Consider the following 23,896-nt stretch of genomic DNA (forward strand, 5'->3'; position numbering starts at 1 on the left):
GCCACCTCGGTGCCTCCACCCGGCCCGGCTCGACGACGGGAGAACCCAGTGCCCTACTCGCACGCGTTCCCGCCGCCCCAAGGGCTCTACGACCCCAGCCACGAGCACGATGCGTGCGGTGTGGCCTTCGTCGCGAACCTGTCGGGCGAAGCGAGCCACGAGATCGTCCGCCAGGGCGTGACCGCGCTCCTCAACCTCGACCACCGCGGAGCCGCGGGCGCCGAGGCCAACTCCGGCGACGGTGCCGGCATCCTGCTCCAGGTCCCCGACGCGTTCCTGCGCGAGGTCGTGGACTTCGAGCTCCCGGGCCGCGGCGCGTACGCCGTCGGCACGGCGTTCCTCCCCGGTGACGAGGAGGCGGTCGCCGCCACCCGCCGCCGCGTCGAGGAGATCGCCGGCGAGGAGGGCCTCGACGTCCTCGGCTGGCGCGAGGTGCCGGTCGACCCCTCGCCGCTGGGGCAGACCGCGCTGGGGGTCATGCCGACCTTCGCCCAGCTCTTCGTCGCGGGCAAGGGCAGCCGGCTGACCGGCCTCGGCCTGGAGCGGATGGCCTTCTGCCTGCGCAAGCGCGCCGAGCGGGAGACCGACGTCTACTTCCCGTCGCTGTCCTCGCGCACCCTGGTCTACAAGGGCATGCTCACCCCCGCCCAGCTCGACGAGGTCTTCCCCGACCTGCGCGATGAGCGGATGACCTCGGCGATGGCCGTGGTCCACTCGCGGTTCTCCACCAACACCTTCCCGAGCTGGCCGCTCTCGCACCCGTTCCGCTACATCGCCCACAACGGTGAGATCAACACCGTCATGGGCAACCGGAACTGGATGCGGGCCCGCGAGGCGCTGCTGGACTCCGACCTGATCCCGGGCGACCTCGAGCGGCTCTACCCGATCTGCACCCCGGGCGCCTCGGACTCCGCGTCCTTCGACGAGGTCCTCGAGCTGCTGCACATGGGTGGCCGCTCGCTGCCGCACGCCGTGCTGATGATGATCCCCGAGGCGTGGGAGAACCACGGCGAGATGGACGCCAAGCGCCGCGCGTTCTACGAGTTCCACTCCGCCCTGATGGAGCCCTGGGACGGCCCGGCCTGCGTCGTGTTCACCGACGGCTCGCAGATCGGCGCCGTGCTGGACCGCAACGGCCTGCGCCCCTCGCGCTACTGGGTCACCGACGACGGCCTCGTCGTCCTGGCCTCCGAGGTCGGCGTCCTCGACATCGACCCCGCCAAGGTCGTCCGCAAGGGCCGGCTCCAGCCGGGCCGGATGTTCCTCGTCGACACCGACGAGCACCGGATCATCGAGGACGAGGAGGTCAAGGCCGAGCTCGCCGCGGAGCACCCCTACGAGGAGTGGCTGCACGCCGGCCTCATCCACCTCGACGACATCCCCGACCGCGAGCACATCGTCCACACCCACGCCTCGGTCACCCGGCGCCAGCAGGTCTTCGGCTACACCCAGGAGGACCTGCGGGTCATCCTCACGCCGATGGCCAACACCGGCGCCGAGCCGATCGGCTCGATGGGCACCGACACCCCGATCGCGGCGCTCAGCGACCGGCCGCGCCTGCTCTTCGACTACTTCAACCAGCTCTTCGCGCAGGTCACGAACCCGCCGCTGGACGCCATCCGCGAGGAGCTCGTCACCTCGCTCAACGGCACCATCGGCCCGGAGTCGAACCTGCTCGAGCCGCAGCCGGCCTCGTGCCGGCAGGTGGTCCTGCCGTTCCCGGTCATCTCCAACGACGACCTGGCCAAGATCCGCCACATCAACCGCGACGGCGACATGCCGGGCTTCATCACCCACGTCGCCCGCGGCCTCTACGAGGTCGAGGGCGGCGGCGCGGCGCTCGCCCGGCGGATCGAGGAGATCTGCGCGGAGGTCAGCAAGGCGATCTCCGAGGGCGCGCGCGTCATCGTGCTCTCCGACCGGCACTCCACCGCCGAGCTCGCGCCGATCCCGTCGCTGCTGCTCACCGGTGCGGTCCACCACCACCTGGTCCGGGAGAAGACCCGCACCCAGGTCGGCCTGCTGGTCGAGGCCGGCGACGTCCGCGAGGTCCACCACGTGGCCCTGCTCGTCGGGTACGGCGCGGCCGCGGTGAACCCCTACCTCGCGATGGAGTCCGTCGAGGACCTCGCCCGCGACGGCTACTACGTCAAGGCCGACCCCGAGGCCGCGGTCAAGAACCTGGTCAAGGCGCTCGGCAAGGGCGTGCTCAAGGTGATGTCGAAGATGGGCGTCTCCACGGTGGCCTCCTACACCGGCGCGCAGATCTTCGAGGCGGTCGGCCTCTCCCAGGCGGTCGTCGACCAGTACTTCACCGGCACGACCTCCAAGCTCGGCGGTGTCGAGCTCGACACCCTCGCCGAGGAGGTCGCCCGGCGCCACGCCGCGGCGTACCCCCGCGGCGGCATCTCGCCGGCCCACCGCGAGCTCGAGACGGGCGGTGAGTACCAGTGGCGCCGCGACGGCGAGCCGCACCTGTTCGACCCCGAGACCGTCTTCCGCCTCCAGCACGCCACGCGTGCGGGTCGCTACGACGTGTTCAAGCAGTACACCCAGCGCGTCGACGACCAGTCGGCGCGGCTGATGACGCTGCGCGGGCTCTTCCGGTTCAAGGACGCCGAGTCCACCGGCCGTCAGCCGATCCCGGTCGAGGAGGTCGAGTCGGTCGCCTCGATCGTCAAGCGCTTCTCGACCGGCGCGATGTCCTACGGCTCGATCAGCCAGGAGGCGCACGAGACCCTCGCGATCGCGATGAACCGGCTCGGCGGCAAGTCGAACACCGGCGAGGGCGGCGAGGACCCCGAGCGGCTCTACGACCCCGAGCGGCGCAGCGCGATCAAGCAGGTCGCCTCGGGCCGGTTCGGCGTGACCGCGGAGTACCTCACCAACTCCGACGACATCCAGATCAAGATGGCCCAGGGCGCCAAGCCCGGCGAGGGCGGGCAGCTGCCCGGCCACAAGGTCTACCCGTGGGTGGCCAAGACCCGGCACTCCACGCCGGGCGTGGGCCTGATCAGCCCGCCGCCGCACCACGACATCTACTCGATCGAGGACCTGGCGCAGCTGATCCACGACCTGAAGAACGCCAACCCGGCGGCCCGCGTCCACGTGAAGCTGGTCTCCGAGGTCGGCGTCGGCACGGTCGCGACGGGTGTGTCCAAGGCGCACGCCGACGTCGTGCTCATCTCGGGCAACGACGGCGGCACCGGCGCCTCGCCGCTGACCTCGCTCAAGCACGCCGGCGGTCCCTGGGAGCTCGGCCTCGCCGAGACCCAGCAGACCCTGCTGCTGAACAACCTGCGCGACCGGATCGTCGTGCAGGCCGATGGCCAGCTCAAGACCGGCCGCGACGTCGTCGTGGCGGCGCTGCTCGGCGCCGAGGAGTTCGGCTTCGCGACCGCGCCGCTGGTCGTCTCGGGCTGCGTGATGATGCGGGTCTGCCACCTCGACACCTGCCCCGTGGGCGTCGCGACGCAGAACCCCGTCCTGCGCGAGCGGTTCACCGGCAAGGCCGAGTACGTCGTGAACTTCTTCGAGTTCATCGCCCAGGAGGTGCGTGAGTACCTCGCCGAGCTCGGCTTCCGCAGCATCGACGAGGCCGTCGGCCGCGTCGACGCGCTCGACACCGTCGCCGCGGTCGACCACTGGAAGGCCGCGGGGCTCGACCTCGCCCCGGTCCTCCACGTGCCCGAGCTGCCCGAGGGTGCCGCGCTGCGCAACACCACCGGCCAGGACCACGGCCTGGAGAAGGCGCTCGACGTCACCACGCTCGTCCCGCTGGCCCAGGCCGCGCTCGAGCGCGGCGAGCCGGTGCGGGCGCAGGTGGAGATCCGCAACGTCAACCGCACCGTCGGCACGATCCTCGGCCACGAGGTGACCAAGCGGTACGGCGGCGCCGGGCTGCCCGACGGGACGATCGACCTCACCTTCACCGGCTCGGCGGGCCAGTCCTTCGGCGCGTTCGTGCCGAACGGGATGACGCTGCGCCTCGAGGGCGACGCGAACGACTACGTCGGCAAGGGCCTCTCCGGCGGCCGGATCGTCGTGCGGCCCGACCGCTCGGCACCGTTCCGCTCCGAGGAGCAGATCATCGCCGGCAACACGATCGGCTACGGCGCCACCTCGGGCCGGATCTTCCTGCGCGGCGGGGTCGGCGAGCGCTTCTGCGTCCGCAACTCCGGCGCCTGGGCGGTCACCGAGGGCGTGGGCGACCACGCCTGTGAGTACATGACCGGCGGCCGCGTGGTCGTGCTGGGCAAGACCGGCCGCAACTTCGCTGCCGGCATGTCCGGCGGCGTCGCGTGGGTGCTCGACCTCAAGCCGGAGCGGGTCAACACCGAGCTCGTCGAGCTCGGCCCGGTCACCGGGGACGAAGCCGTCGAGCTCGAGCAGCTGGTGCGCGAGCACCACGAGGAGACCGGCTCGGAGGTCGCGGCGGCGCTGCTGGCCGACTGGCCGGCCGCCCTGGCCCGCTTCACCGAGATCATGCCGACCGACTACCGCAAGGTCATCGAGGCCAAGGCCAAGGCCGAGGCCGAGGGCCTGGACGAGACCGAGACCGCGAACGCGATGATGGGAGCCCTCCATGGCTGACCCGAAGGGATTCCTGAAGGAGGGTCGCGAGGTCGCGGCCCGGCGCCCGGTGGAGGAGCGCGTCCAGGACTGGAACGAGGTCTACCCGGGCTCGGCCGGTCGCGCGCTGCTGCCGATCATCGGGCCGCAGGCCGGCCGGTGCATGGACTGCGGCATCCCGTTCTGCCACCAGGGCTGCCCGCTGGGCAACCTGATCCCCGAGTGGAACGACCTGGTCTGGCGCGATGACTGGGACGACGCGATCGACCGGCTCCACGCGACGAACAACTTCCCGGAGTTCACCGGCCGGCTCTGCCCCGCCCCGTGCGAGGCGGCCTGCGTCCTGGGCATCAACCAGGACCCGGTGACGATCAAGAACGTCGAGGTCACGATCGCCGACCGCGCGTTCGACTCCGGGTACGTCCGCCCGCAGCCGCCGGAGTGGCTCTCGGGCCGCACCGTCGCGGTGATCGGCTCGGGCCCGGCGGGTCTCGCCGCCGCCCAGCAGCTCACCCGGGCCGGCCACACCGTCGCGGTCTACGAGCGCGCCGACAAGATCGGCGGGCTGATGCGCTACGGCATCCCCGAGTTCAAGATGGAGAAGAAGTACCTCGACCGCCGCCTCGACCAGATGCGGCGCGAGGGCACGGTCTTCCGGGCCGGCGTCGAGGTGGGCAGCGGTGCGCTGACCGCCGAGAAGCTCCGCGAGCGGTACGACGCCGTGGTCGTCGCCATCGGGTCCACGGTCCCGCGCGACCTCCAGGCCCCGGGCCGCGAGCTCGGCGGGATCCACCAGGCGATGGAGTTCCTCCCGCAGGCCAACCGGGTCGCGCTGGGGGAGAGCGTCGAGGGCCAGATCACCGCGACCGGCAAGCACGTGGTGATCATCGGCGGCGGCGACACCGGCGCGGACTGCCTCGGGACCTCCACCCGTCAGGGCGCGGCCTCGATCACCCAGCTCGAGATCATGCCCGAGCCGCCGACGAGCCGGCCCGCGGGCCAGCCGTGGCCGACGTACCCGATGACCTTCCGGGTCTCCTCCGCGCACGAGGAGGGCGGCGAGCGGGTCTACGCCGTCTCGACCAAGGAGTTCCTCGGCGACGAGGACGGCAACGTCCGCGCGCTCAAGCTCGTCGACGTCAAGCTCGAGGACGGCAAGCTGGTCGAGATCGAGGGCAGCGAGCGGGACATCCCCGCCGAGCTGGTCCTCTTCGCGATGGGATTCACCGGCCCCGAGCGGCCCGGACTGGTCGAGCAGCTCGGCGTCGAGCTCGACGAGCGCGGCAACATCAAGCGCGACCTGGGCTACCAGACAACCGTCCCCGGCGTGTTCGTCGCCGGCGACGCGGGTCGCGGGCAGTCGCTCATCGTGTGGGCGATCGCCGAGGGTCGCGCCGCCGCGGCGGCGGTCGACACCTACCTGACCGGCACGACCGCGCTGCCGGCGCCGGTCAAGCCGACCGACCGCCCGCTGATGGTCTGACCGATGGTCTGACGCCGCGTGCGGGGGTCCCCGGTCCGCCGGTGACCCCCGCACGTCGGCCACCTGCCTCGACCGAGTGTTGGAACGATCAAAAGGTCGCTAGGCTGGACAGGTGCGTAGAGCCAAGATCGTCTGCACCCTCGGTCCCGCCACCTCCTCCCCGCGGCGGATCCGGGAGCTGGTCTACGCCGGCATGGACGTCGCCCGGCTGAACATGAGCCACGGGTCCCACGAGGACCACGCCGAGGCCTACCGGCTGGTGCGCGAGGCGGCCGACGCCAGCGGCCACGGGGTCGGCATCTTCGCCGACCTCCAGGGCCCGAAGATCCGCCTGGAGACGTTCGCCGGCGGGCCGGTCCAGCTGCGCCGCGGCCAGGCCTGGACGATCACCACGCGCGACGTCCCCGGCGACAGCGAGGCCGCGGGCACGACGTACAAGGGCCTGCCCGGCGACGTCAACGTCGGCGACCCGATCCTCATCGACGACGGCAAGGTCCGCCTCCGCGTGACCGGCGTCGAGGGCACGGACGTGCACACCGAGGTCCTCGTCGGCGGCCGCGTCAGCGACCACAAGGGCATCAACCTGCCCGGCGTCGCGGTGTCGGTGCCCGCGCTCTCGGACAAGGACGAGCGCGACCTGCGCTTCGCCCTGAGCCTCGCGGTCGACTTCGTCGCGCTCAGCTTCGTGCGCAGCGCCGAGGACGCCGAGGACGTGCGGCGGATCATGCGCGAGGTCGGCGTCTCGGTGCCGGTCATCGCCAAGATCGAGAAGCCGCAGGCCATCGAGAACCTCGACGACGTCGTCGCCGCCTTCGACGGTTTCATGGTCGCTCGCGGCGACCTCGGCGTGGAGTGCCCGCTCGAGGACGTGCCGTTCCTGCAGAAGCGGATCATCGAGAAGGCGCGGCTCAACGCCAAGCCCGTCATCGTCGCCACCCAGATGCTGGAGTCGATGGTCGGCAACCCCGCGCCCACCCGCGCCGAGACCTCCGACGTCGCCAACGCCGTCCTCGACGGCGCCGACGCGGTGATGCTCTCGGGCGAGACGAGCGTGGGGGAGTACCCCGTGCATACCGTGGAGACGATGGCCCGGATCGTCGAGGCCACCGAGCGCCACGCCCTCGCCGCCGAGGCGGTCGACCGGGTCTCCGCCATCGACTGGGACCCGCACACCAAGGGCGGCGTGATCGCTAAGGCCGCGCTCGAGGTCGCCGAGCGGGTCGGCGCGCGGTACGTCGTCGCCTTCACCCAGTCCGGCGACTCCGCCCGCCGCATGTCGCGGCTGCGCGGGTCGGTGCCGGTCCTCGCCTTCACCCCCGAGGCCGCCGTCCGCTCCCAGCTCTCCCTCTCGTGGGGGGTCGAGACCTTCAAGACCGCTCCCGTCGAGCACACCGACGAGATGGTGCGCCAGGTCGACGAGCAGCTGCTCCGCATCGGGCGGGTCGAGGAGGGCGACCTCGTCGTCATCATCGCCGGCGCCCCTCCGGGCATCCCCGGCTCGACCAACGCCCTGCGCATCCACCGCATGGGCGACGCCATCAAGGGCGTCGCGCCGGCGTACCGCCGCGCGACCTGAGGCTCACGACTTCGGGCCGATGAGCCGGTCGAGCGCCGCGACCGCGTCGCGGCGGGAGACCGAGGTCGTCCACCGGCCCGACCGGCGCCAGGGGATCCCGGCGAGGTCGAGGGCCCAGGTGCAGAGGCCGTGGATGTCCTCGGAGCGGTTGCTGAACTGCCACCGCGGGTAGTCGTAGCGCTTCGTGGTCCCCGCGACCGTCCGGGTCGCCCAGTTGCGCACGCGGGAGCCGTCGGAGTGGAACAGACCGCGCAGGAACGGCCCCGGGTGCGCCGCGACGATCTCGCGCTGCCAGGCCTCCAGCACGATCGGGCGCTCGTGCTTCCGGCCGGGGCCGTGCTGGGGGAACAGGCAGGGCCAGTGCTTCCACGAGACCGTGACCACCACGGCACCCGGCACCTGTCGGGTGTGGGGGCGACCGCCCGGCTTGACCGCTCGCATCAGCTCCTGGATGCGCGCGATGTCAGCGACGTACCGGGCGTCGTCGTAGACGTGCAGTGCGTGGACCCCGCGCCGCCCGAGCGAGATGTGGCCGTCGCCGAGGTACCAGCCGAGGAGCTCGGCGTACGCCGGTTCGTCCAGTGGCCCGTCCTCGCACCGCGGGCACGGCGGGGCCAGGTGGGTCTGACCTCGCGGTCGGCCGCGCCGTTGGTACTCCCGGCGCCACCGACGGATCGTCTTGACCGCGACGCCGTGGGCCGCGGCGTTCTCCCGGTCCGGCACGCCGGCGTCCGACGCGCGGAGCGCGCTCTCGACGGTCGCGAGCGGGCGGACGTGGGCCATGCGCCGATGCTCGCGGGGCGCACCGACAGTGGCGTCGGGGGAGAGGGGAAGGGTGCCGGGTGTGGGATTCGAACCCACAAGTCCTTGCGGACAGTGGTGTTTGAGACCACCGCGTATGCCGTTCCGCCAACCCGGCAGGGTTCGAGGAACCTTAGCGTCCACCGAGACGGTTCCCGAAAGTCGAGTGGAGCGCTACAGTTTCAGGATGACCTGGACGAGACCCTGGCGGTGGGCGGCGGAGAGCAACGAGCGTGCGGTGGCGAACGCCCGGGGGGCCTCCGTCGCGTGCAGCCGCCGGCTCCTCGAGCGGGCCGACGCCGCGGCGTACGTCGAGCGGGTCGAGGAGGCGCGCGGACGCCGGCCGGCGTGATGCCGCGCACGCCGGGCGATCCCGGGTGGCGTCCGGCGGACGGGTGCGCGCGGCGCCGATACCCTGGGGCCCGTGACCGAGCCCTCTGCCGTCCCGAGTGCCAGCAGCACCACGCGCACCGTCGTGATCGCCGAGGACGAGGTGCTCATCCGCATGGACCTCGCCGAGATGCTCGGCGAGGAGGGGTACGACGTCGTGGGCCAGGCCGGCGACGGCGCGCGGGCCATCGAGCTGGCCCAGGAGCTGCGGCCCGACCTGGTGATCCTCGACGTGAAGATGCCGGTCCTGGACGGGATCGCCGCGGCGGAGGCGATCGCCCGCGACCGGATCGCCCCCGTGGTCATCCTGACCGCGTTCTCCCAGCGCGAGCTGGTCGAGCGGGCGCGCGACGCCGGCGCGATGGCGTACCTCGTCAAGCCGTTCTCCAAGTCCGACCTGGTGCCGGCGATCGAGATGGCGGTGAGCCGGTTCTCCGAGCTCTCCCTGCTCGAGGCCGAGGTCGCCGACCTCACCGAGCGGCTCGAGACCCGCAAGTCCGTCGACCGGGCCAAGGGGGTGCTCCAGCAGCAGCTCGGCCTCTCCGAGCCCGAGGCGTTCCGCTGGATCCAGAAGACCGCGATGGACCTGCGCCTCTCGATGCGCCAGGTCGCCGACGGCGTCGTCGAGCACGGGCCCGGCGTCGCCGGCTGACGTCCGGTCGGGCACGTCCGCCCACGTCACCACGCAGGTCACCGCCACATCACGGTCCGGTAAAGGCCGGGCGAGGGTGCCCTGATGTGCCCCAGGCCACTCGCCGTCCCCCTAGACTCTCCGCGCGGTGCCCGCCGGGTGCCTTGGATGGGAGGACCGGTTTGAAGTCTCGTCACCACGTCCGCACGACCGGTGCGCGGGCCGCGAGGAAGGGTCTGGTCGGTGCGCTGCTGCTGTGCCTGCTGGTCCCGCTCCTGCTGCTGAGCAGCACCTCGAGCGCGACAGCGGCCACCCTGTGCCTCCCCAAGCCGGACGAGACGGGCTGCATCAGCGGCACCGTGGGCTCCCGGGCCGAGCCCGTCGCCGGCGTCGACGTGATCCTGCGTGACGCGGAGGGCGCCGAGGTCGAGACCGTGACGACCGAGGAGGACGGCAAGTTCAGCTTCGCCGTCACCGAGGCGGGGGAGTACTTCGTCGTCCTCGACGAGGAGACGCTGCCCGACGGCCTCGAGCAGCTCCCGCCGCGCGCGGCCATCGCCGGCCCCGACGGGTCGGTCAAGGTCACCGCGAAGCTCGGCTCCTCGGTCTCCCCGATCGTCGAGGTCCGCGACGAGGACTACGACGCCGGGGGTGTGTCGTTCGGCGACCAGATCGCCCAGTCGGTGGTCAACGGGCTGCGCCTCGGCCTGCTCCTGGCCCTGGCCTCGCTCGGCCTCTCGCTCATCTACGGCACCACCGGCCTCTCGAACTTCTCCCACGCCGAGCTGGTGACGCTCGGCGGCATGGTCGCCTACGGCCTGGTGAACCTCGCCGGGATCAACCTGTGGGTCGGCATCGTGCTGACCACGGTGATCTGCGCCGCCGCCGGCTACCTCCAGGACCGCCTGCTCTGGCAACCGCTGCGCCGCCGCGGGCTGGGCCTGACCCAGCTGATGATCGTGACCATCGGTCTCGCGCTGGCCGCGCAGTACGCCTACCAGTTCTTCGTCGGCGCCTCGCTGCAAAAGGTCGTGGTGCGCGACTTCGGCACCACCAGCTTCGGCCCGGTGACGCTGACGAACCTCTCCTTCCTCGCGATGGGCGTCGCGATCGTGGCGATCGCCGCCGTCGGCTTCGTGCTGCTGCGCACCCGCATCGGTCAGGCCACCCGCGCGGTCTCCGACAACCCCGCGCTCGCGGCCGCCTCGGGCATCGACGTGGACAAGATCATCCGGCTGGTGTGGACGGCCGCGGCCGGTCTCGCCGGCCTGGCCGGCGTGCTCTACGCGCTGGTCATCAGCAACGGCATCCGGTGGGACACCGGCATGCAGATCCTGCTGCTGCTGTTCGCCGCCGTCACCCTGGGTGGCCTCGGTACGGCCTTCGGCGCCTTCGTCGGCTCGATCATCATCGGGCTCGTCGTGGAGCTGGCCGGACCGCTGGGCGCGCCCGGTGACCTCAAGTACGCCGTTGCCCTCGGCATCCTGATCGTGCTGCTGCTGGTGAGGCCTCAGGGCATCCTCGGCCGCGCCGAGCGGGTCGGCTGAGAGGGAGAGGGACTCTACGCATGGACACCATCCTCGACATCCTCAGCGCGGTCATCCGCGAGGCGATCAGCCCCGGCACCGCCGCGGTCGCCATCGCCGTCATCGGCCTGAACCTGCACTTCGGCTACACCGGCCTGCTCAACTTCGGCCAGTCCGGCTTCATGCTCCTGGGTGCCTACGGCTTCGCGATCTCGCTGGTCCACGACATCCCGCTGCCGCTGGCCGTGCTCATCGGGCTCGGGCTGGCCTTCGTCTTCGCCCTGGTCCTCGGCATCCCGACCCTGCAGCTACGTGGTGACTACCTGGCGATCGTGACGATCTCCGCAGCGGAGATCATCAGGTTCGTCGGACGGCTCTCGAACCTCAAGGAGCTCACCGGCGGCGCCCAGGGCATCCAGGGCCGCACCTACCAGCCGGCGTTCGTCGAGCTGTCGTTCTTCGGTGACGGCGCCTTCACCCTGGCGCCGTTCAACTACACCGACGTCGCCGACGGGGCCGGCTGGGTCCGCGCCCTCGGCGGCCTGGTCTTCGTCGCCTGCGTCGTGGCGATCGTCGTCCTGGTACGCCGCGCCAAGCGCGGCGACGCCCCGGGCGCCGACGCGTCCGAGCGTCGTCGCTCGACGATGCACAAGCTGCTCGTCGTGGTGCTCGTGCTCGTCGGCCTCTACGCGCTGTTCTTCGCGATGCCGGTCACCTACAACCGCTCCGGCGTCAACGGCTGGTGGGTCCGCGCGGTGGCCTGGACGCTGGTCGCGATCAGCACGCTGATCATCTACCTGCTGGTCCGCAGCCCCTGGGGCCGCCTGCTCCGCGGCGTCCGCGAGGACGAGGACGCCATGCGCAGCCTCGGTCGCAACGTCTTCGCGATCAAGATGCAGTCGCTGGTCATCGGCGGCCTGTTCGGCGCCCTGGGCGGCATGGTCTACGTGCTCGCCTCGACCGTGCAGCCCGACGCGCTCGGCCGCCAGATCACGTTCTTCGCCTACACCGCGCTGCTGCTCGGTGGCGCGGCGACGATCTTCGGGCCGGTGCTGGGTACCGTGCTGTTCTTCTCCGCCCGCATCCTCATCCGTGAGTCGGCGCGTGCCTACGTGCCCGACAGCATCATGAGCAGCCAGCAGACCGAGCAGTTCTCCTTCATCGTCGTCGGTGTCGCCCTGGTCCTGCTCGTGATCTTCCGACCACAAGGAATCCTCGGCAACAAGAGGGAGCTCCGGTTCAATGTCTGAGACCACCACCAGCGCGTCGTCGCTGGCCGACCCGGCCGCGCGCCGCGCGCTCATGTCCGGCGTCGCGCCCGAGCCGGGCTCGGCCAAGCCGGACCCGATCCTCAAGGTCGACAAGATCGAGCGGCGCTTCGGCGGCATCACCGCCGTCGACGTCGAGCACCTCGAGGTCCAGCGCGGCATCATCACCGCGCTCATCGGCCCCAACGGCGCCGGCAAGACGACCTTCTTCAACCTGATCACCGGCTTCGACAAGCCCAGCTCGGCCGGCTCCGGCGCGCACTGGGAGTTCGACGGCCGGGCGCTGAACAAGACGTCGGCCTCGAGCGTCGCCCAGGCCGGCATGGTCCGCACCTTCCAGCTCACCAAGTCGCTGAACCGGATGACGGTGATGGACAACATGATGCTGGGCGCGCAGGACCAGGACGGTGAGAACCTGCTGAAGTCGGTCTTCAAGCCGCTGTGGCGCGGCCAGGAGAAGCAGGTCGAGGAGAAGGCCAAGGAGCTGCTCGACCGGTTCAAGCTCCTGGAGAAGAAGGACGACTACGCCGGCAGCCTCTCCGGCGGCCAGCGCAAGCTCCTCGAGATGGCCCGGGCCCTGATGAGCGACCCGAAGATGATCATGCTCGACGAGCCGATGGCCGGGGTGAACCCGGCCCTGACCCAGTCGCTGCTGGGCCACATCCAGTCGCTGCGCGACGAGGGGATGACGGTGCTCTTCGTCGAGCACGACATGCACGTCGTCCGCCACATCTCCGACTGGGTCGTCGTCATGGCCGAGGGCCGCGTCGTCGCCGAGGGCACCGCCGACACCGTGATGTCGAACCAGGCCGTGATCGACGCCTACCTCGGCGCCCACCACGACACCGACCTCGGTGACGACGAGGTCCTCAGCGAGAGCGCGCTCGAGGAGATCGAGGCGGAGGTGCGCGCCGACGAGGCGGCGCACGAGAAGCACGAGGGAGACAAGTCGTGACCCAGACCCAGACCGCCTCGCCGGCGGCCGGCTCCCAGCAACCGGTCATCGAGGCCACGGACCTCGTGGCCGGCTACCTGCCGGGCGTGAACATCCTCAACGGCTGCAGCCTGGTCGCCCACCCCGGCGAGATGATCGGCATCATCGGCCCGAACGGCGCCGGCAAGTCCACCCTGCTCAAGGCGATGTTCGGGCTGGTGAAGATCCACTCCGGCAGCGTGACGCTGCACGGTGAGGACATCACCAACTCCCGCGCCAACCGGCTCGTGCAGATGGGCGTCGGCTTCGTGCCGCAGACCAACAACGTCTTCCCCTCGCTGACCATCGAGGAGAACCTGCGGATGGGGCTGTTCCTGCGGCCCAAGAAGCTCCAGGAGCGGCTCGGTGCGATGTGGGACCTGTTCCCGACGCTGCACGAGCGGCGCGACCGCAGCGCCGGAGCCCTGTCGGGCGGCGAGCGGCAGTCGCTGGCGATGGCCCGCGCGCTGATGATGGAGCCCAAGGTGCTGCTGCTCGACGAGCCCTCCGCGGGCCTGTCGCCGGTGCGCCAGGACGAGACGTTCATCCGGACCCGCCAGATCAACAAGACCGGCGTGTGCGTGGTGATGGTCGAGCAGAACGCCCGCCGCTGCCTGCAGATCTGCGACCGCGGCTACGTCCTCGACCAGGGCCGGGACGCCTACAGCGGCACCGGCCGCGAGCTCGCCAACGACCCCAAGGTGATCGAGCTGTACCTCGGCACGCTCGCCAAGGACGTCGACGACCAGCGCCAGGGAGGCGAGGCCTGAGCGCAGGCCCGCCCCACGACGTACCGACGCCGCCCACCCGGTCTCCGGGTGGGCGGCGTCGTCGTTTCCCCACGTGCTCAGGCCGGCGCTCGGGCACGTGCTCGGGCAGCTGCCCAGGGCAAGCAACAGGGCCCCGGACCGTGAGGTCCGGGGCCCTGCTGGTGTGGTGCGGGTCGACCCGCCACCGTTGACCGTGAGGTCAGGAGGTCACTTGTTGCCCTCGACGGTGGAGGAGAAGATGTTCTTGTTGGCGGCGTCGTAGGCGTAGATGCCGACGAAGGCCGAGGACGGGTCGTTCTCGTCATCGATCGGACCGATGCCCGACGGGCCGGTGTAGGTGATCTCCGAGCCCTCCTCGAGCAGCGCGGCGCAGTCGGCGAAGGTGGTGCACTCCTCGCCGTCGGTGGCGCCGGAGACGGCGGCGTAGTTCTTCTGGATCGTCACCGGGTCGGAGCCGCCGCCCTTGATCGCCGCGAGGGCGCCGAGGATGGTGGCGTCGTAGGACTCCGCGGCGTAGGCGTAGTCGGTGAGCTCCTCGCCGTTGACCTGCTGGTTCCAGCCCTGGAGCCGGTCCTTGAAGTCCGTGGAGGCGTCAGCACCCGGGATGGTGCCCTGGGCACCCTCCATCGTGCCCTCGTCGAAGTCCTTGGAGTAGTCCGCGGTGTTGCCGTCGGTCAGGTAGGTCTTCGACATGTCCCAGCCCTGCGAGACGAGCTCGGGCACGATCGCCTTGGTCTCGTCGAACGCGAGGATGACGATGGCGTCGGGGTTGGTGGCGAGCACCGCGCTGACGTCGGAGGAGAACGTCGTCTGGCCGGCGGGGAACTCGTTGCCGTCGCCCTTGCAGCCGTAGGTGCACTCGCCGCCGGAGGCCTCGACGGTCTCCTGGACCGCGTTGCGCAGGCCGGTGCCGTAGGTGTCGCTGAAGACCAGGAAGCCGATGCGCGAGTAGCCGTCGCTGGAGATCAGCGTGCCGAGGGCCGCGCCCTGGATGCCGTCCGGCGGGGCGGTGCGGAAGAAGAAGTCGGAGTAGCCCGAGAGGTCGACCGCGGTGTTGGCGGGGGAGACCTGGACGATCTTGGCGTCGGTGAAGGTGTCCACCACGTTCAGCGTGACGCTGGAGGAGGCGGCGCCGACCACGATCGACGGCTTGGCGTTGACCAGGTTGCCGGCCGAGGAGGTGCTGACCGCGAGGTCGGTGGTGTCACCGGAGTCGAGGATCTGGTGGCAGGCGTCCGCGCCGGCGACGCCGCCGGCGGCGTTGATGTCGGAGACGGCCAGGCCGACGCCCGCGATCTCCGGCGGGCCGAGGTAGGCCAGGTTGCCGGTCAAGGGCAGGATGCCGCCGACCTTGTAGGTGTCGGCGCTGGTCGTGCCGTTGCCGCACTTGTCGTTCGTGAACTCCTCGGCGACGGCGTCGCTCGACTCCGAGGTGGACGCGGTCGGGGTGTCCTCGGCGGCGGGCTCGGAGTCGTCCTCGGAGCCGCAGGCAGCCAGGGTGAGGGACAGCACGGCGGTGCCGGCCATCAACTTCATCCAGGACGCGGTGGTGGTTCGATTCACGTGGGTGAACCTTTCTGTCAGGTTTGGCGCAGCTAACCGCAGGTTCCCGACCCCCGGAGGCCGGTCTTGGCCCCGCCACCGTAGATCCGGTCGGGGGGTGGTGTGGCGAACCACACCCTCTCGTCACCAAACCGTTACGTCACCGACGCTGGTCACCCGGCCGGTCACCCGCCCGGTCACCCGGCCGGTCACCCGCCCGCTCAGCCGAGGGTGACGACGAGCTGGACCAGCAGCGGCGCGACCACCAGCGCCGGCAGCAGGTCGGCGACGGGCACGTCGCGCACCCGCAGCAGCCGCAGGGCGACGCCGACGAGCAGCAGGCCGCCGGTCGCGGTGACCGCGGCCAGGTGGGCGTCGGGCACCACCCCGCCCAGCGCGACGCCGACGAGGGTCAGCGAGCCCTGGACGACCAGCACCGTGAGGGAGGCCGCGAGCACGCCCCAGCCGAAGGAGGCGGCGAAGGCGATCGCGGCGAACCCGTCGAGCGCGGACTTCAGGAACAGCTGGTCCGCGCCGTTGCCCAGGCCGTCCTCGAGCGAGCCGAGGATCGTCAGCGGCCCGGTGCAGAAGATCAGCGAGGAGACCACGAAGCCCTCGACGAACCGCCGCCGTTCGACCGAGCCGCGGTCGCCGGCCAGCGCCTTCTGCAGCAGCCCGCCGAGCGACTCGATGCGCTGCTCGAGGCGCAGCAGGGAGCCGACGATCCCACCGAGGAGCAGGGCGCCGAGCACGATGAGCATCGGGGCGCTGTCGCCCACGGCGTCGGCGAGGTCCACGTCGAGCACGGCCATCGCCGACGTACCCGCGATGAGCAGCGTGACCAGGCCCAGCCCGTCGGTCACGACCTCGCGGGTCCGCACCGGCAGGCGGTTGCCGAGCAGCAGGCCGAGGAGGCCGCCGACGAGCACCGCGAGGACGTTGACCAGCGTTCCGACTCCGGGGACCACGGCGCTCCTCACACGGGTCTGACAAGACCGGCGCAGGGAGCGTAGTCTCGCCGGTGCGAGTCGGGTCCTCGGGGACCGGACACCGACCGCTCGATCGTCATGGGCCCGTCAGGGTCCTGGGGGAAGGCAGGGCACATGCACCGCTCCGTGGTGACCTTGCGATGTGCCGAACCCGCGGACGCGCCGATGCTCGCGGACCTGTGGGCCGACGCGTTGCGCCGAGCCGACAAGCACGACCAGGTCGCCGACGTGGAGCTGGTCATCAAGACCGCCGCGCAGTCGCCCGAGCAGCGCATCGTCGTGGCCGAGTACGACGGCAACCCGGCCGGCGCGGTGCTGCTGCGGGTCAGCACGCTGAACCCGTTGAACCCCGACCTCACCGTGCAGGCGCTCTCGCCGCACGTGCTGCCGAAGTACCGCCGCCACGGCGTGGGTCGCGCCCTGATGGAGGCGGCCGTGACGTTCGCCGAGGAGCAGGGCGTGGGCCACGTCGCCACCGCCGCGACCTCCGGGTCGCGCGACGCCAACCGGTTCATGGCGCGGCTCGGGCTGGGCCCGCAGGCGGTGCTCCGCGTCGCCAGCACCCACGCCCTGCGCGCCCGTCTCACCGCGCTGCGTCCCGCCCACGAGCGCGGTGGCCGCCAGCTCACCCAGGTGCTGGCCGCGCGCCGTTCGCAGCGGCGCTCGCAGGCGGCGGGCTAGGCCCTCCCGATCGGCCGGCCGGTCGCGGCCGGTGGGCCCGACCTAGAGGCCGACCCGCTCCTTGGGGATCAGCGCGCAGGTGATCCGCGAGGTGCACACGCGCTTGCCGCGCTCGTCGGTGATGACGATCTCGTAGGACGCCGACGTCCGGCCGAGGTGGATCGGGGTGGCGACGCCCGTGACCAGGCCGCTGGTGGCCGAGCGGTGGTGGGTGGCGTTGATGTCGACGCCGACCGGCACCCGGTCGGGGTGGGCGTGGATGCCCGAGCCGATCGAGCCCAGGCTCTCGGCGAGCACGACCGACGCCCCGCCGTGGAGCAGGCCGTAGGGCTGTCCGTTGCCCTCGACGGGCATCGTCGCGACGATGCGCTCGGCGGAGACCTCGACCAGCTCGATGCCCATCTTGTCGTTCAGCGTGCCCATGCCCTGCGGCATCTGCGCCAGGTACTCCTCGACGTCCATGCGGGGCATTCTTGCCGACCGCTCGGCTGTCGGTGACGGCGGATAGAGTCGGCGGGTGCCCGATGCTCCCACCTCGTCCCCGACGTCGGCCGCGCCTCCGCGCCTGCTCCTCCTCGACGGCCACTCGCTGGCCTACCGCGCGTTCTTCGCGCTGCCGGTGGAGAACTTCTCCACCACCACCGGCCAGCACACGAACGCCGTCTACGGCTTCACCTCGATGCTCATCAACGTGCTGCGCGACGAGCAGCCCACGCACGTCGCGGTCGCCTTCGACGTCTCGCGGCAGACCTTCCGCCTGGAGGAGTACGCCGAGTACAAGGCCAAGCGGGCCAAGTCGCCGGGGGAGTTCAGCAGCCAGCTGCCGCTGATCGAGGAGGTGCTCGACGCGCTGCGGATCCCGTTCCTGAAGAAGGACGGCTACGAGGCCGACGACATCATCGCCACGCTGACCACCCAGGCGCTCGCCGACGGCATGGAGGTGCTGATCCTCACCGGTGACCGCGACTCCCTGCAGCTGGTCACCGACCGCTCGACGGTGCTCTACCCGATGCGCGGGGTCTCCGACCTGGCCCGGATGACGCCTGAGGCGGTCGAGGCGAAGTACGGCGTGCCCCCGCACCGCTACCCCGAGATCGCCGCGATCGTGGGGGAGACCTCCGACAACCTCCCGGGCGTGCCCGGGGTCGGCGTCGGGTTCGCCGCGAAGTGGATCAACACCTACGACGGCCTCGACAACGTCATCACCCACGCCGACAAGATCACCGGCAAGAAGGGCGAGGCGCTGCGCGCCCACCTCGGCGACGTCATCCGCAACCGCCGGCTCAACGCGCTCGTGCGCGACCTGGACCTCGAGCTCGCCCCGGCGGACCTGGCGATCCGGCCGTGGGACCGCCAGGAGGTCCACACGCTCTTCGACGGCCTGGAGTTCCGGGTGCTGCGCGACCGGCTCTTCGAGACGCTCAGCTCGGAGGAGGAGATCGACGACTCCGGGTTCGACGTGGCGATGAGCGTGCTCGGCGCCGGCGAGCTGGCCGGCTGGCTGGCCGAGCACGCCTCCGGCGGTGACCGGGTCGGCGTGCACGTCGCGGGTCGCTGGGGCGCCGGCACCGGCGACGTCGACGCGCTGGCCCTGGCGACGGTGGAGGGGGCGGCGGCGTACGTCACCGCCGAGACGATGGACCCCGCCGACGAGGAGGCGCTGCGCGCCTGGCTCGCGGACCCGGCCCGACTCAAGGTGCTCCACGACGCCAAGGGGCCGATCCTGGCGCTCGACGCGTGGGGCATGCCGCTGGCCGGCCTCGCCCGCGACACCGCGCTGTCGGCGTACCTCGCGCGCCCCGACCAGCGCTCCTACGACCTCGCCGACCTCACCGTGCGCTACCTCAAGCGCGAGCTGCGCACGGGCCCGGCCGACGACGGCCAGCTCAGCCTCGACGGGATCACCGACGAGGCGGCGGGGCAGGTCGAGATGCTGCACGCCCGCGCCGTGCTCGACCTGGCCGCCGCGCTGGACGAGGAGCTCGCCGACCGCGGCGGGACCCGCCTGCTGGAGGACATCGAGCTGCCGCTGGTCGACCTGCTGGCCACGATGGAGCGCACCGGCATCGCCGTCGACACCGAGCACCTCGAGGACCTCGAGCGGCACTTCGCCGGCGAGGTGAAGCTCGCCGCCGAGGACGCCTACGCCGTCATCGGCAAGGAGATCAACCTCGGCTCGCCCAAGCAGCTGCAGGTGGTGCTTTTCGACGAGCTCGACATGCCGAAGACCAAGCGCACCAAGACCGGCTACACCACCGACGCCGACGCGCTCCAGGCGCTCTACGTCAAGACCGAGCACCCCTTCCTGCTGCACCTGCTGCGGCACCGCGACGTCGCGCGGCTGCGCCAGACGATCGAGGGGCTGCTCAAGACGGTGGCGCCCGACGGGCGGATCCACACCACCTTCAACCAGACGATCGCCGCGACCGGTCGCCTCTCCAGCACCGACCCGAACCTGCAGAACATCCCGGTGCGCACCGAGGAGGGCCGCCGGATCCGCGAGGCGTTCGTCGTCGGCCCCGGCTACGAGTCGCTGATGACGGCCGACTACAGCCAGATCGAGATGCGGATCATGGCGCACCTCTCGGAGGACGCCCTGCTCATCGACGCCTTCCGGTCCGGGCGCGACTTCCACTCCGTCACCGCCGCGCGGGTCTTCGACGTCCCCGCCGAGGAGGTCGGGCCCGAGCAGCGCGCCAAGATCAAGGCGATGAACTACGGCCTGGCCTACGGGCTGTCGGCCTACGGGCTGAGCCAGCAGCTGACGATCGACCCGGCCGAGGCGCGGGTGCTCATGGATGAGTACTTCGAGACCTTCGGCGGGATCCGCGACTACCTCGGCGGCGTGGTCGACGTGGCCCGGCGCAGCGGCTACACCGAGACCATCTACGGTCGCCGCCGCTACCTGCCGGACCTGACCAGCGACAACCGGCAGCGCCGGGAGATGGCCGAGCGGATGGCGCTCAACGCCCCGATCCAGGGCTCGGCCGCGGACCTGATCAAGATCGCGATGCTCAACGTCGACAAGGCCATCCGTGAGGCCGGCCTGCGGTCGCGGATGCTCCTCCAGGTCCACGACGAGCTCGTGCTCGAGGTGGCCGAGGGCGAGCGCGAGGCGCTCGAGACGCTGGTACGCCGCGAGATGGCCGGCGCCGCCGACCTCGCCGTCCCCCTCGACGTCTCGGTCGGCACCGGCCGCAGCTGGCACGACGCCGCCCACTGACCCCCGCCCCCGGCGGGCCGAGGTGGCACCGCTGCAGCGTCGAGGTGGCACCGCTGCAGCGTCGAGGTGGCACTGCTGCAGCGCCATGCCTGCAGCAGTGCCACCTCGTGCCTGCAGGAGTGCCACCTCGCGGCTGCAGGAGTCCCACTTCGGACCTGCAGGAGTCCCACTTCGTCAGGTGCGGGCGTCTGCGGGCTCGCGGGCGGCGGTCGTGGAGCGGCCGAGGAGCGCGACGGTGACGAGCACGAGGAACAGCGCGGCGTCGAGGCCGAGGACCAGGGTGACCAGCCCGTCGAGGGAGTGGACGAACGGGGCGCTGCACAGCAGCGCGACGAGGGTCGCCCAGATCGCCAGGATGGCCCGCCACTGCTGGCGCGCGAGCGCGGAGTAGAGCAGCAGCTGCACCATCGAGAGGAGCGTGCCGACCAGCGCGAAGAGCCAGAGCTGGCTCTTGACCTCCTCGAAGTCCGAGCCGCCCACGAAGACCAGGGCGAGGTCGGGCAGGAGCAGGGTGCCGACCATGCCGCACAGGCCGAGGGCGAGCGCGACCAGCAACGCCTTGACCAGGGTGCTGCTGCTCGCGCCCTGGGTGGCCATCGAGGGGAAGGCGATCACCGCGACGAACTGCGGCAGGAACAAGATCGCCTTGACCAGGATCAGGCCGGCGGCGTACAGACCTGCGGTGTGGTCGTCGAGGACGGCGCGGGCCAGCAGGATGTCGGCGTTGGAGAGGGCGAAGAACGCCAGCAGCGCCTGGCTGCTGCCCGCGACCTCGCGCATCAGCCCGCTCGCGGAGACCACCGAGGCGGTGGTGGCGGGGCGCGATCGGCGCAGCGCGACGTACCCGATGAGCACCGGCAGCCACGCGCCGATCGCGACGCCGAGGACCGCGGCGAACTCGGTGCGCCAGACCAGGAGGAAGCCGATGCCGGCCCCCACGCGCCCGACGCCCTGGGCGAGGTAGACCAGCGCCAGGGGACCCCACCGGCGCTCGCCCTGGAGCACGCCGGCCTGCCCGCCCATCACCGTCAGCGGCGCCGCGGTGACCGCGACGAGCAGGGCGGTCGGGATGCTGTCGAGGCGCAGCACGGCGTCGAGGACCGGCGCGAGCGCGGCGAGCGCCAGCGCGAGGACCAGGGCGCTGCGGTAGGAGACCGTGAGCACCACCCGCTCCACGGCGGCGGCCGACGCGGGCTCGGCCGAGATCCGGCGCGCGCCCGTGGCCTGCAGGCCGAGGGAGAGCACGTTGACCACGAGCAGGACGCCCATGATCGCGGAGAAGGCGCCGAAGTCGCTCGGGCCGACGAGGTGGGCGACCAGCACGGTGTAGCCGTAGGTCGCCACGTTCATCACGGCCATGGCCACGGCGAGCGCCGCGCCGCTCCTCAGCAGCGCGCGGAAGCCGCCGGGGGTCTCTGACACGCGGGGAAGCCTAAGGGGCGGCCGTGCGCCGCTCGCCGGGGATGGTTGGATCGCCGCGTGTCCGACTGGCGAGCATGGGTGCCGCGCGCGTGGTCGCTCGTCCTGGCGCTGCTCCTGCTCGGCCCGGCGCTCGGCCCCGGCCTCCTGTTGACCTACGACATGGTGTGGGTGCCGGACCTGCCCGTGCGCCCCGACGTGTGGGGGGTCGGGTCGGGCCTGCCCCGCGCGGTCCCCTCCGACGCGGTCGTCGCCGTGCTCGACGAGGTGGTGCCGGGTGCGTTGCTGCAGAAGGCGGTGCTGCTGGTCGCCCTCGTCGCCGGCGGCCTCGGCGCCCGCCGGCTGGTGCCGGAGCGGTCGCTGGCCGCGCAGCTGGTCGCGGTCTCGGTCTACCAGTGGAACCCGTACGTCGCCGAGCGGCTGGCGATCGGCCACTGGCCGGTGCTGGTGGGGTACGCCGTGCTCCCGTGGGTCCTGCTCGCGGGTCGCCGCTGGCGGGAGACCGGCGCACCGCCGGCGATGCTGCTCGCGCTCGCCCCGCTGGGCAGCCTCAGCGCGAGCGCCGGGGTGGCCACCGCGGTCGCGCTGCTCGCGGCCGCGGCCGGGCGGCGGCGTACCGGCCCGGTGGTGCTGCTCGCGCTCGTCGCGAACCTGCCGTGGCTGGTCACCGGCGCCCTGCACGCCGCCGACGCGCGGACCGACGCTGCCGGCGCGGAGCTGTTCGCGCTCGGCGCGGACGGGGCGCTCCCGCCGCCGCTGGCGGCGCTGGCCCTGGGCGGCATCTGGAACGGCGAGGTGGTCCTGCCCTCCCGCGACGGCGTCCTGGCCTGGCTGGGGCTGGCGGTGCTCGTGGGGCTCGCCGCGGCCGGCCTGCGGAGGTGGGCGCGACGCTCCGAGCGGCGCGACGTCGTCGCGCTCGTCGCCTGCTGGGTGGTCGGGCTGCTGCTGGCGCTGGTGACCTGGGCGGCCCCCGGGGCGGTCGCGGCGCTCGCCGCGCACGTGCCCGGCGGGGGACTGCTCCGCGACGGCTCGCGGCTGCTCGTGCTGTGCGCGCCGCTGGTCGCGGTGCTCGCCGGTTGCGGTGCGGCCGCGCTGCTGGACGGGGTCCCCGAGCGCACCCCGCGCCTCGTCCTCGCCGGCGCGCTGGCCCTGCTGCCGATCACCCTGCTGCCCGACGCCGCGCTCGGGCTCTCCGGCCGGCTCGAGCCGACCACCTACCCGGCGTCGTACGCCGCGGCACGCGACGCCGTGGACGGCGCGGGGCCGGGCGACGTGCTCGCGCTGCCGCTGTCGAGCTACCGGCAGCCGTCGTGGAACCACGACCGCAAGGTCCTCGACCCGCTGCCCCGCCACCTGCCGCGCGACGTGGTCGCCAGCGACGAGCTGGTCGTGGACGAGACGACGATCGCGGGGGAGGACCCACGGGTGGGGGAGGCCGCGGCCGCGCTCGCGGCCGGCTCGCCGGAGGAACGGGCCGCCCGGCTGGCCGACCTCGGCATCGGCGTCGTCACCGTCGACCGGCTCGCCCCCGGCGAGGCGCCCGCCGTGGCCGGTCGGGTGCTGCTCGACTCCACCGAGCTGCTCGTCGTCGAGCTCGACGGGTCTGTCGCCGACCGGCCGGTGCCGACGTCCTGGGCGGTCGCCGCCACCACGGCGTGGTGCCTGTGGGGCGCCTGCCTGCTGGCCGCGCCCGGCCTCGCGGTCGCCCGCCGCGTGCGCCGCGGACGGGTGGCTGGCGTGCCGACGTGATCGATGTCTCGGAAATGCGGCGCTCCGCGGAGCACGCTGTTACCGTTCTGGTCGAACCTAGGGAAGGGTTTTCACGTGGGAAGCATCCTGAGCACCTTCGGCAGCCTGGCCATCGGCGGCATCGTCGCCTCGGCCACCATCGTCGGAGTGGTCTCCGCGCAGACCAGCCCGAGCGGTGACTCGCCGGCGAACGTCAACCAGCCGGTCATCCAGTACGGCTCCGAGGGCTGAGACCCTGCGTCACTGACGTGACCTGACGAGACCCCCGGGTCTCGTCCCCCGACCGACCGGGCGTTGCCACCA

The 23,896-nt window shown here is 72.0% G+C and carries 18 protein-coding genes and 1 tRNA gene; 13 read left to right on the forward strand and 6 right to left on the reverse strand.

The annotated features are described in order from the left end of the window. Positions 1–48 precede the first annotated feature (48 nt). From gltB to pyk, 3 genes are all read left to right on the forward strand, one after another. Positions 49–4,593 carry a glutamate synthase large subunit gene (gene gltB, locus HPC71_RS08235; protein WP_253943953.1) on the forward strand — a complete coding sequence of 1,515 codons (4,545 nt, stop codon included), beginning with the start codon at positions 49–51 and terminating at the stop codon, positions 4,591–4,593. Continuing rightward, on the forward strand, positions 4,586–6,055 hold the full coding sequence (locus HPC71_RS08240) for a glutamate synthase subunit beta (protein ID WP_154615100.1): 1,470 nt from the start codon (positions 4,586–4,588) through the stop codon (positions 6,053–6,055). The genes gltB and HPC71_RS08240 overlap by 8 nt, the downstream gene beginning before the upstream one ends. 112 nt (positions 6,056–6,167) lie before the next feature. Beyond that, positions 6,168–7,631, forward strand: a complete 1,464-nt coding sequence (pyk, locus tag HPC71_RS08245; RefSeq protein ID WP_171896537.1) for a pyruvate kinase — start codon at positions 6,168–6,170, stop codon at positions 7,629–7,631. 3 nt (positions 7,632–7,634) lie between these two features. Here the strand turns inward: pyk and HPC71_RS08250 are convergent, their stop codons facing one another. Together HPC71_RS08250 and HPC71_RS08255 are read right to left on the reverse strand one after the other, a co-directional pair. Then, positions 7,635–8,414 (reverse strand): transcriptional regulator, encoded by a 780-nt coding sequence (locus HPC71_RS08250; RefSeq protein ID WP_154615101.1) that lies wholly within the window; start codon positions 8,412–8,414, stop codon positions 7,635–7,637. Positions 8,415–8,467: 53 nt separating this feature from the next. After that, positions 8,468–8,550: transfer RNA gene (locus HPC71_RS08255), tRNA-Leu, on the reverse strand. A gap of 69 nt (positions 8,551–8,619) precedes the next feature. Between HPC71_RS08255 and HPC71_RS08260 the strand changes: the two genes are divergently transcribed. The 6 genes from HPC71_RS08260 to HPC71_RS08290 all read left to right on the forward strand — a co-directional run bounded on the left by HPC71_RS08260 (position 8,620) and on the right by HPC71_RS08290 (position 13,990). Beyond that, positions 8,620–8,784 carry a hypothetical protein gene (locus tag HPC71_RS08260; protein ID WP_154611943.1) on the forward strand — a complete coding sequence of 55 codons (165 nt, stop codon included), beginning with the start codon at positions 8,620–8,622 and terminating at the stop codon, positions 8,782–8,784. 72 nt (positions 8,785–8,856) lie between these two features. After that, positions 8,857–9,474: an ANTAR domain-containing response regulator gene (locus tag HPC71_RS08265; RefSeq protein WP_171896539.1), complete on the forward strand. Its 618-nt coding sequence runs from the start codon at positions 8,857–8,859 to the stop codon at positions 9,472–9,474. Positions 9,475–9,635: 161 nt separating this feature from the next. Next, positions 9,636–11,000, forward strand: a complete 1,365-nt coding sequence (locus HPC71_RS08270) for an ABC transporter permease subunit (protein WP_154615102.1) — start codon at positions 9,636–9,638, stop codon at positions 10,998–11,000. 20 nt (positions 11,001–11,020) lie between these two features. After that, a complete protein-coding gene (locus HPC71_RS20885) occupies positions 11,021–12,229 on the forward strand; it encodes a branched-chain amino acid ABC transporter permease (protein WP_216656571.1) in 1,209 nt (402 codons plus the stop codon). Further along, positions 12,222–13,202 (forward strand): ABC transporter ATP-binding protein, encoded by a 981-nt coding sequence (locus HPC71_RS08285; protein ID WP_154615103.1) that lies wholly within the window; start codon positions 12,222–12,224, stop codon positions 13,200–13,202. Before HPC71_RS20885 ends, HPC71_RS08285 begins: the two co-directional genes overlap by 8 nt. After that, complete coding sequence (locus HPC71_RS08290) at positions 13,199–13,990, forward strand: ABC transporter ATP-binding protein (RefSeq protein WP_171896541.1); 792 nt, start codon at positions 13,199–13,201, stop codon at positions 13,988–13,990. The genes HPC71_RS08285 and HPC71_RS08290 overlap by 4 nt, the downstream gene beginning before the upstream one ends. Before the next feature lie 207 nt (positions 13,991–14,197). Here HPC71_RS08290 and HPC71_RS08295 read toward each other — a convergent pair whose 3' ends face one another. Both HPC71_RS08295 and HPC71_RS08300 read right to left on the reverse strand, forming a co-directional pair. Then, complete coding sequence (locus HPC71_RS08295) at positions 14,198–15,553, reverse strand: ABC transporter substrate-binding protein (RefSeq protein ID WP_216656572.1); 1,356 nt, start codon at positions 15,551–15,553, stop codon at positions 14,198–14,200. Positions 15,554–15,753: 200 nt separating this feature from the next. Then, complete coding sequence (locus HPC71_RS08300; RefSeq protein ID WP_171896543.1) at positions 15,754–16,500, reverse strand: DUF554 domain-containing protein; 747 nt, start codon at positions 16,498–16,500, stop codon at positions 15,754–15,756. A 186-nt stretch (positions 16,501–16,686) separates the two neighbouring features. Here HPC71_RS08300 and HPC71_RS08305 point away from each other — a divergent pair, with 186 nt between their 5' ends. Beyond that, the gene (locus HPC71_RS08305) at positions 16,687–17,202 is read left to right on the forward strand and encodes a GNAT family N-acetyltransferase (protein WP_230087033.1); all 516 of its coding nucleotides are present in this window, start codon (positions 16,687–16,689) and stop codon (positions 17,200–17,202) included. Between the two features lie 42 nt (positions 17,203–17,244). On the opposite strand, the gene HPC71_RS08310 is transcribed toward HPC71_RS08305, so the two are convergent. After that, entirely contained in the window at positions 17,245–17,664 is a 420-nt protein-coding gene (locus HPC71_RS08310) for a hotdog fold thioesterase (protein WP_230084299.1), read from the reverse strand. 55 nt (positions 17,665–17,719) lie between these two features. Between HPC71_RS08310 and polA the strand changes: the two genes are divergently transcribed. Continuing rightward, positions 17,720–20,425 (forward strand): DNA polymerase I, encoded by a 2,706-nt coding sequence (gene polA, locus HPC71_RS08315; protein WP_171896545.1) that lies wholly within the window; start codon positions 17,720–17,722, stop codon positions 20,423–20,425. Positions 20,426–20,599: 174 nt separating this feature from the next. On the opposite strand, the gene HPC71_RS08320 is transcribed toward polA, so the two are convergent. Continuing rightward, positions 20,600–21,847, reverse strand: coding sequence for a lipopolysaccharide biosynthesis protein (locus HPC71_RS08320; RefSeq protein ID WP_154611937.1), 1,248 nt, complete (start codon positions 21,845–21,847; stop codon positions 20,600–20,602). A 57-nt stretch (positions 21,848–21,904) separates the two neighbouring features. Between HPC71_RS08320 and HPC71_RS08325 the strand changes: the two genes are divergently transcribed. Both HPC71_RS08325 and HPC71_RS08330 read left to right on the forward strand, forming a co-directional pair. Next, positions 21,905–23,593 (forward strand): MmpA family trehalose lipid delivery protein, encoded by a 1,689-nt coding sequence (locus HPC71_RS08325; protein ID WP_154615105.1) that lies wholly within the window; start codon positions 21,905–21,907, stop codon positions 23,591–23,593. Between the two features lie 75 nt (positions 23,594–23,668). Further along, positions 23,669–23,824 (forward strand): hypothetical protein, encoded by a 156-nt coding sequence (locus tag HPC71_RS08330; RefSeq protein WP_154611935.1) that lies wholly within the window; start codon positions 23,669–23,671, stop codon positions 23,822–23,824. Positions 23,825–23,896 lie beyond the last annotated feature (72 nt).

The organism is Nocardioides marmotae (assembly GCF_013177455.1).
Classification (GTDB): Bacteria; Actinomycetota; Actinomycetes; order Propionibacteriales; family Nocardioidaceae; genus Nocardioides; species Nocardioides marmotae.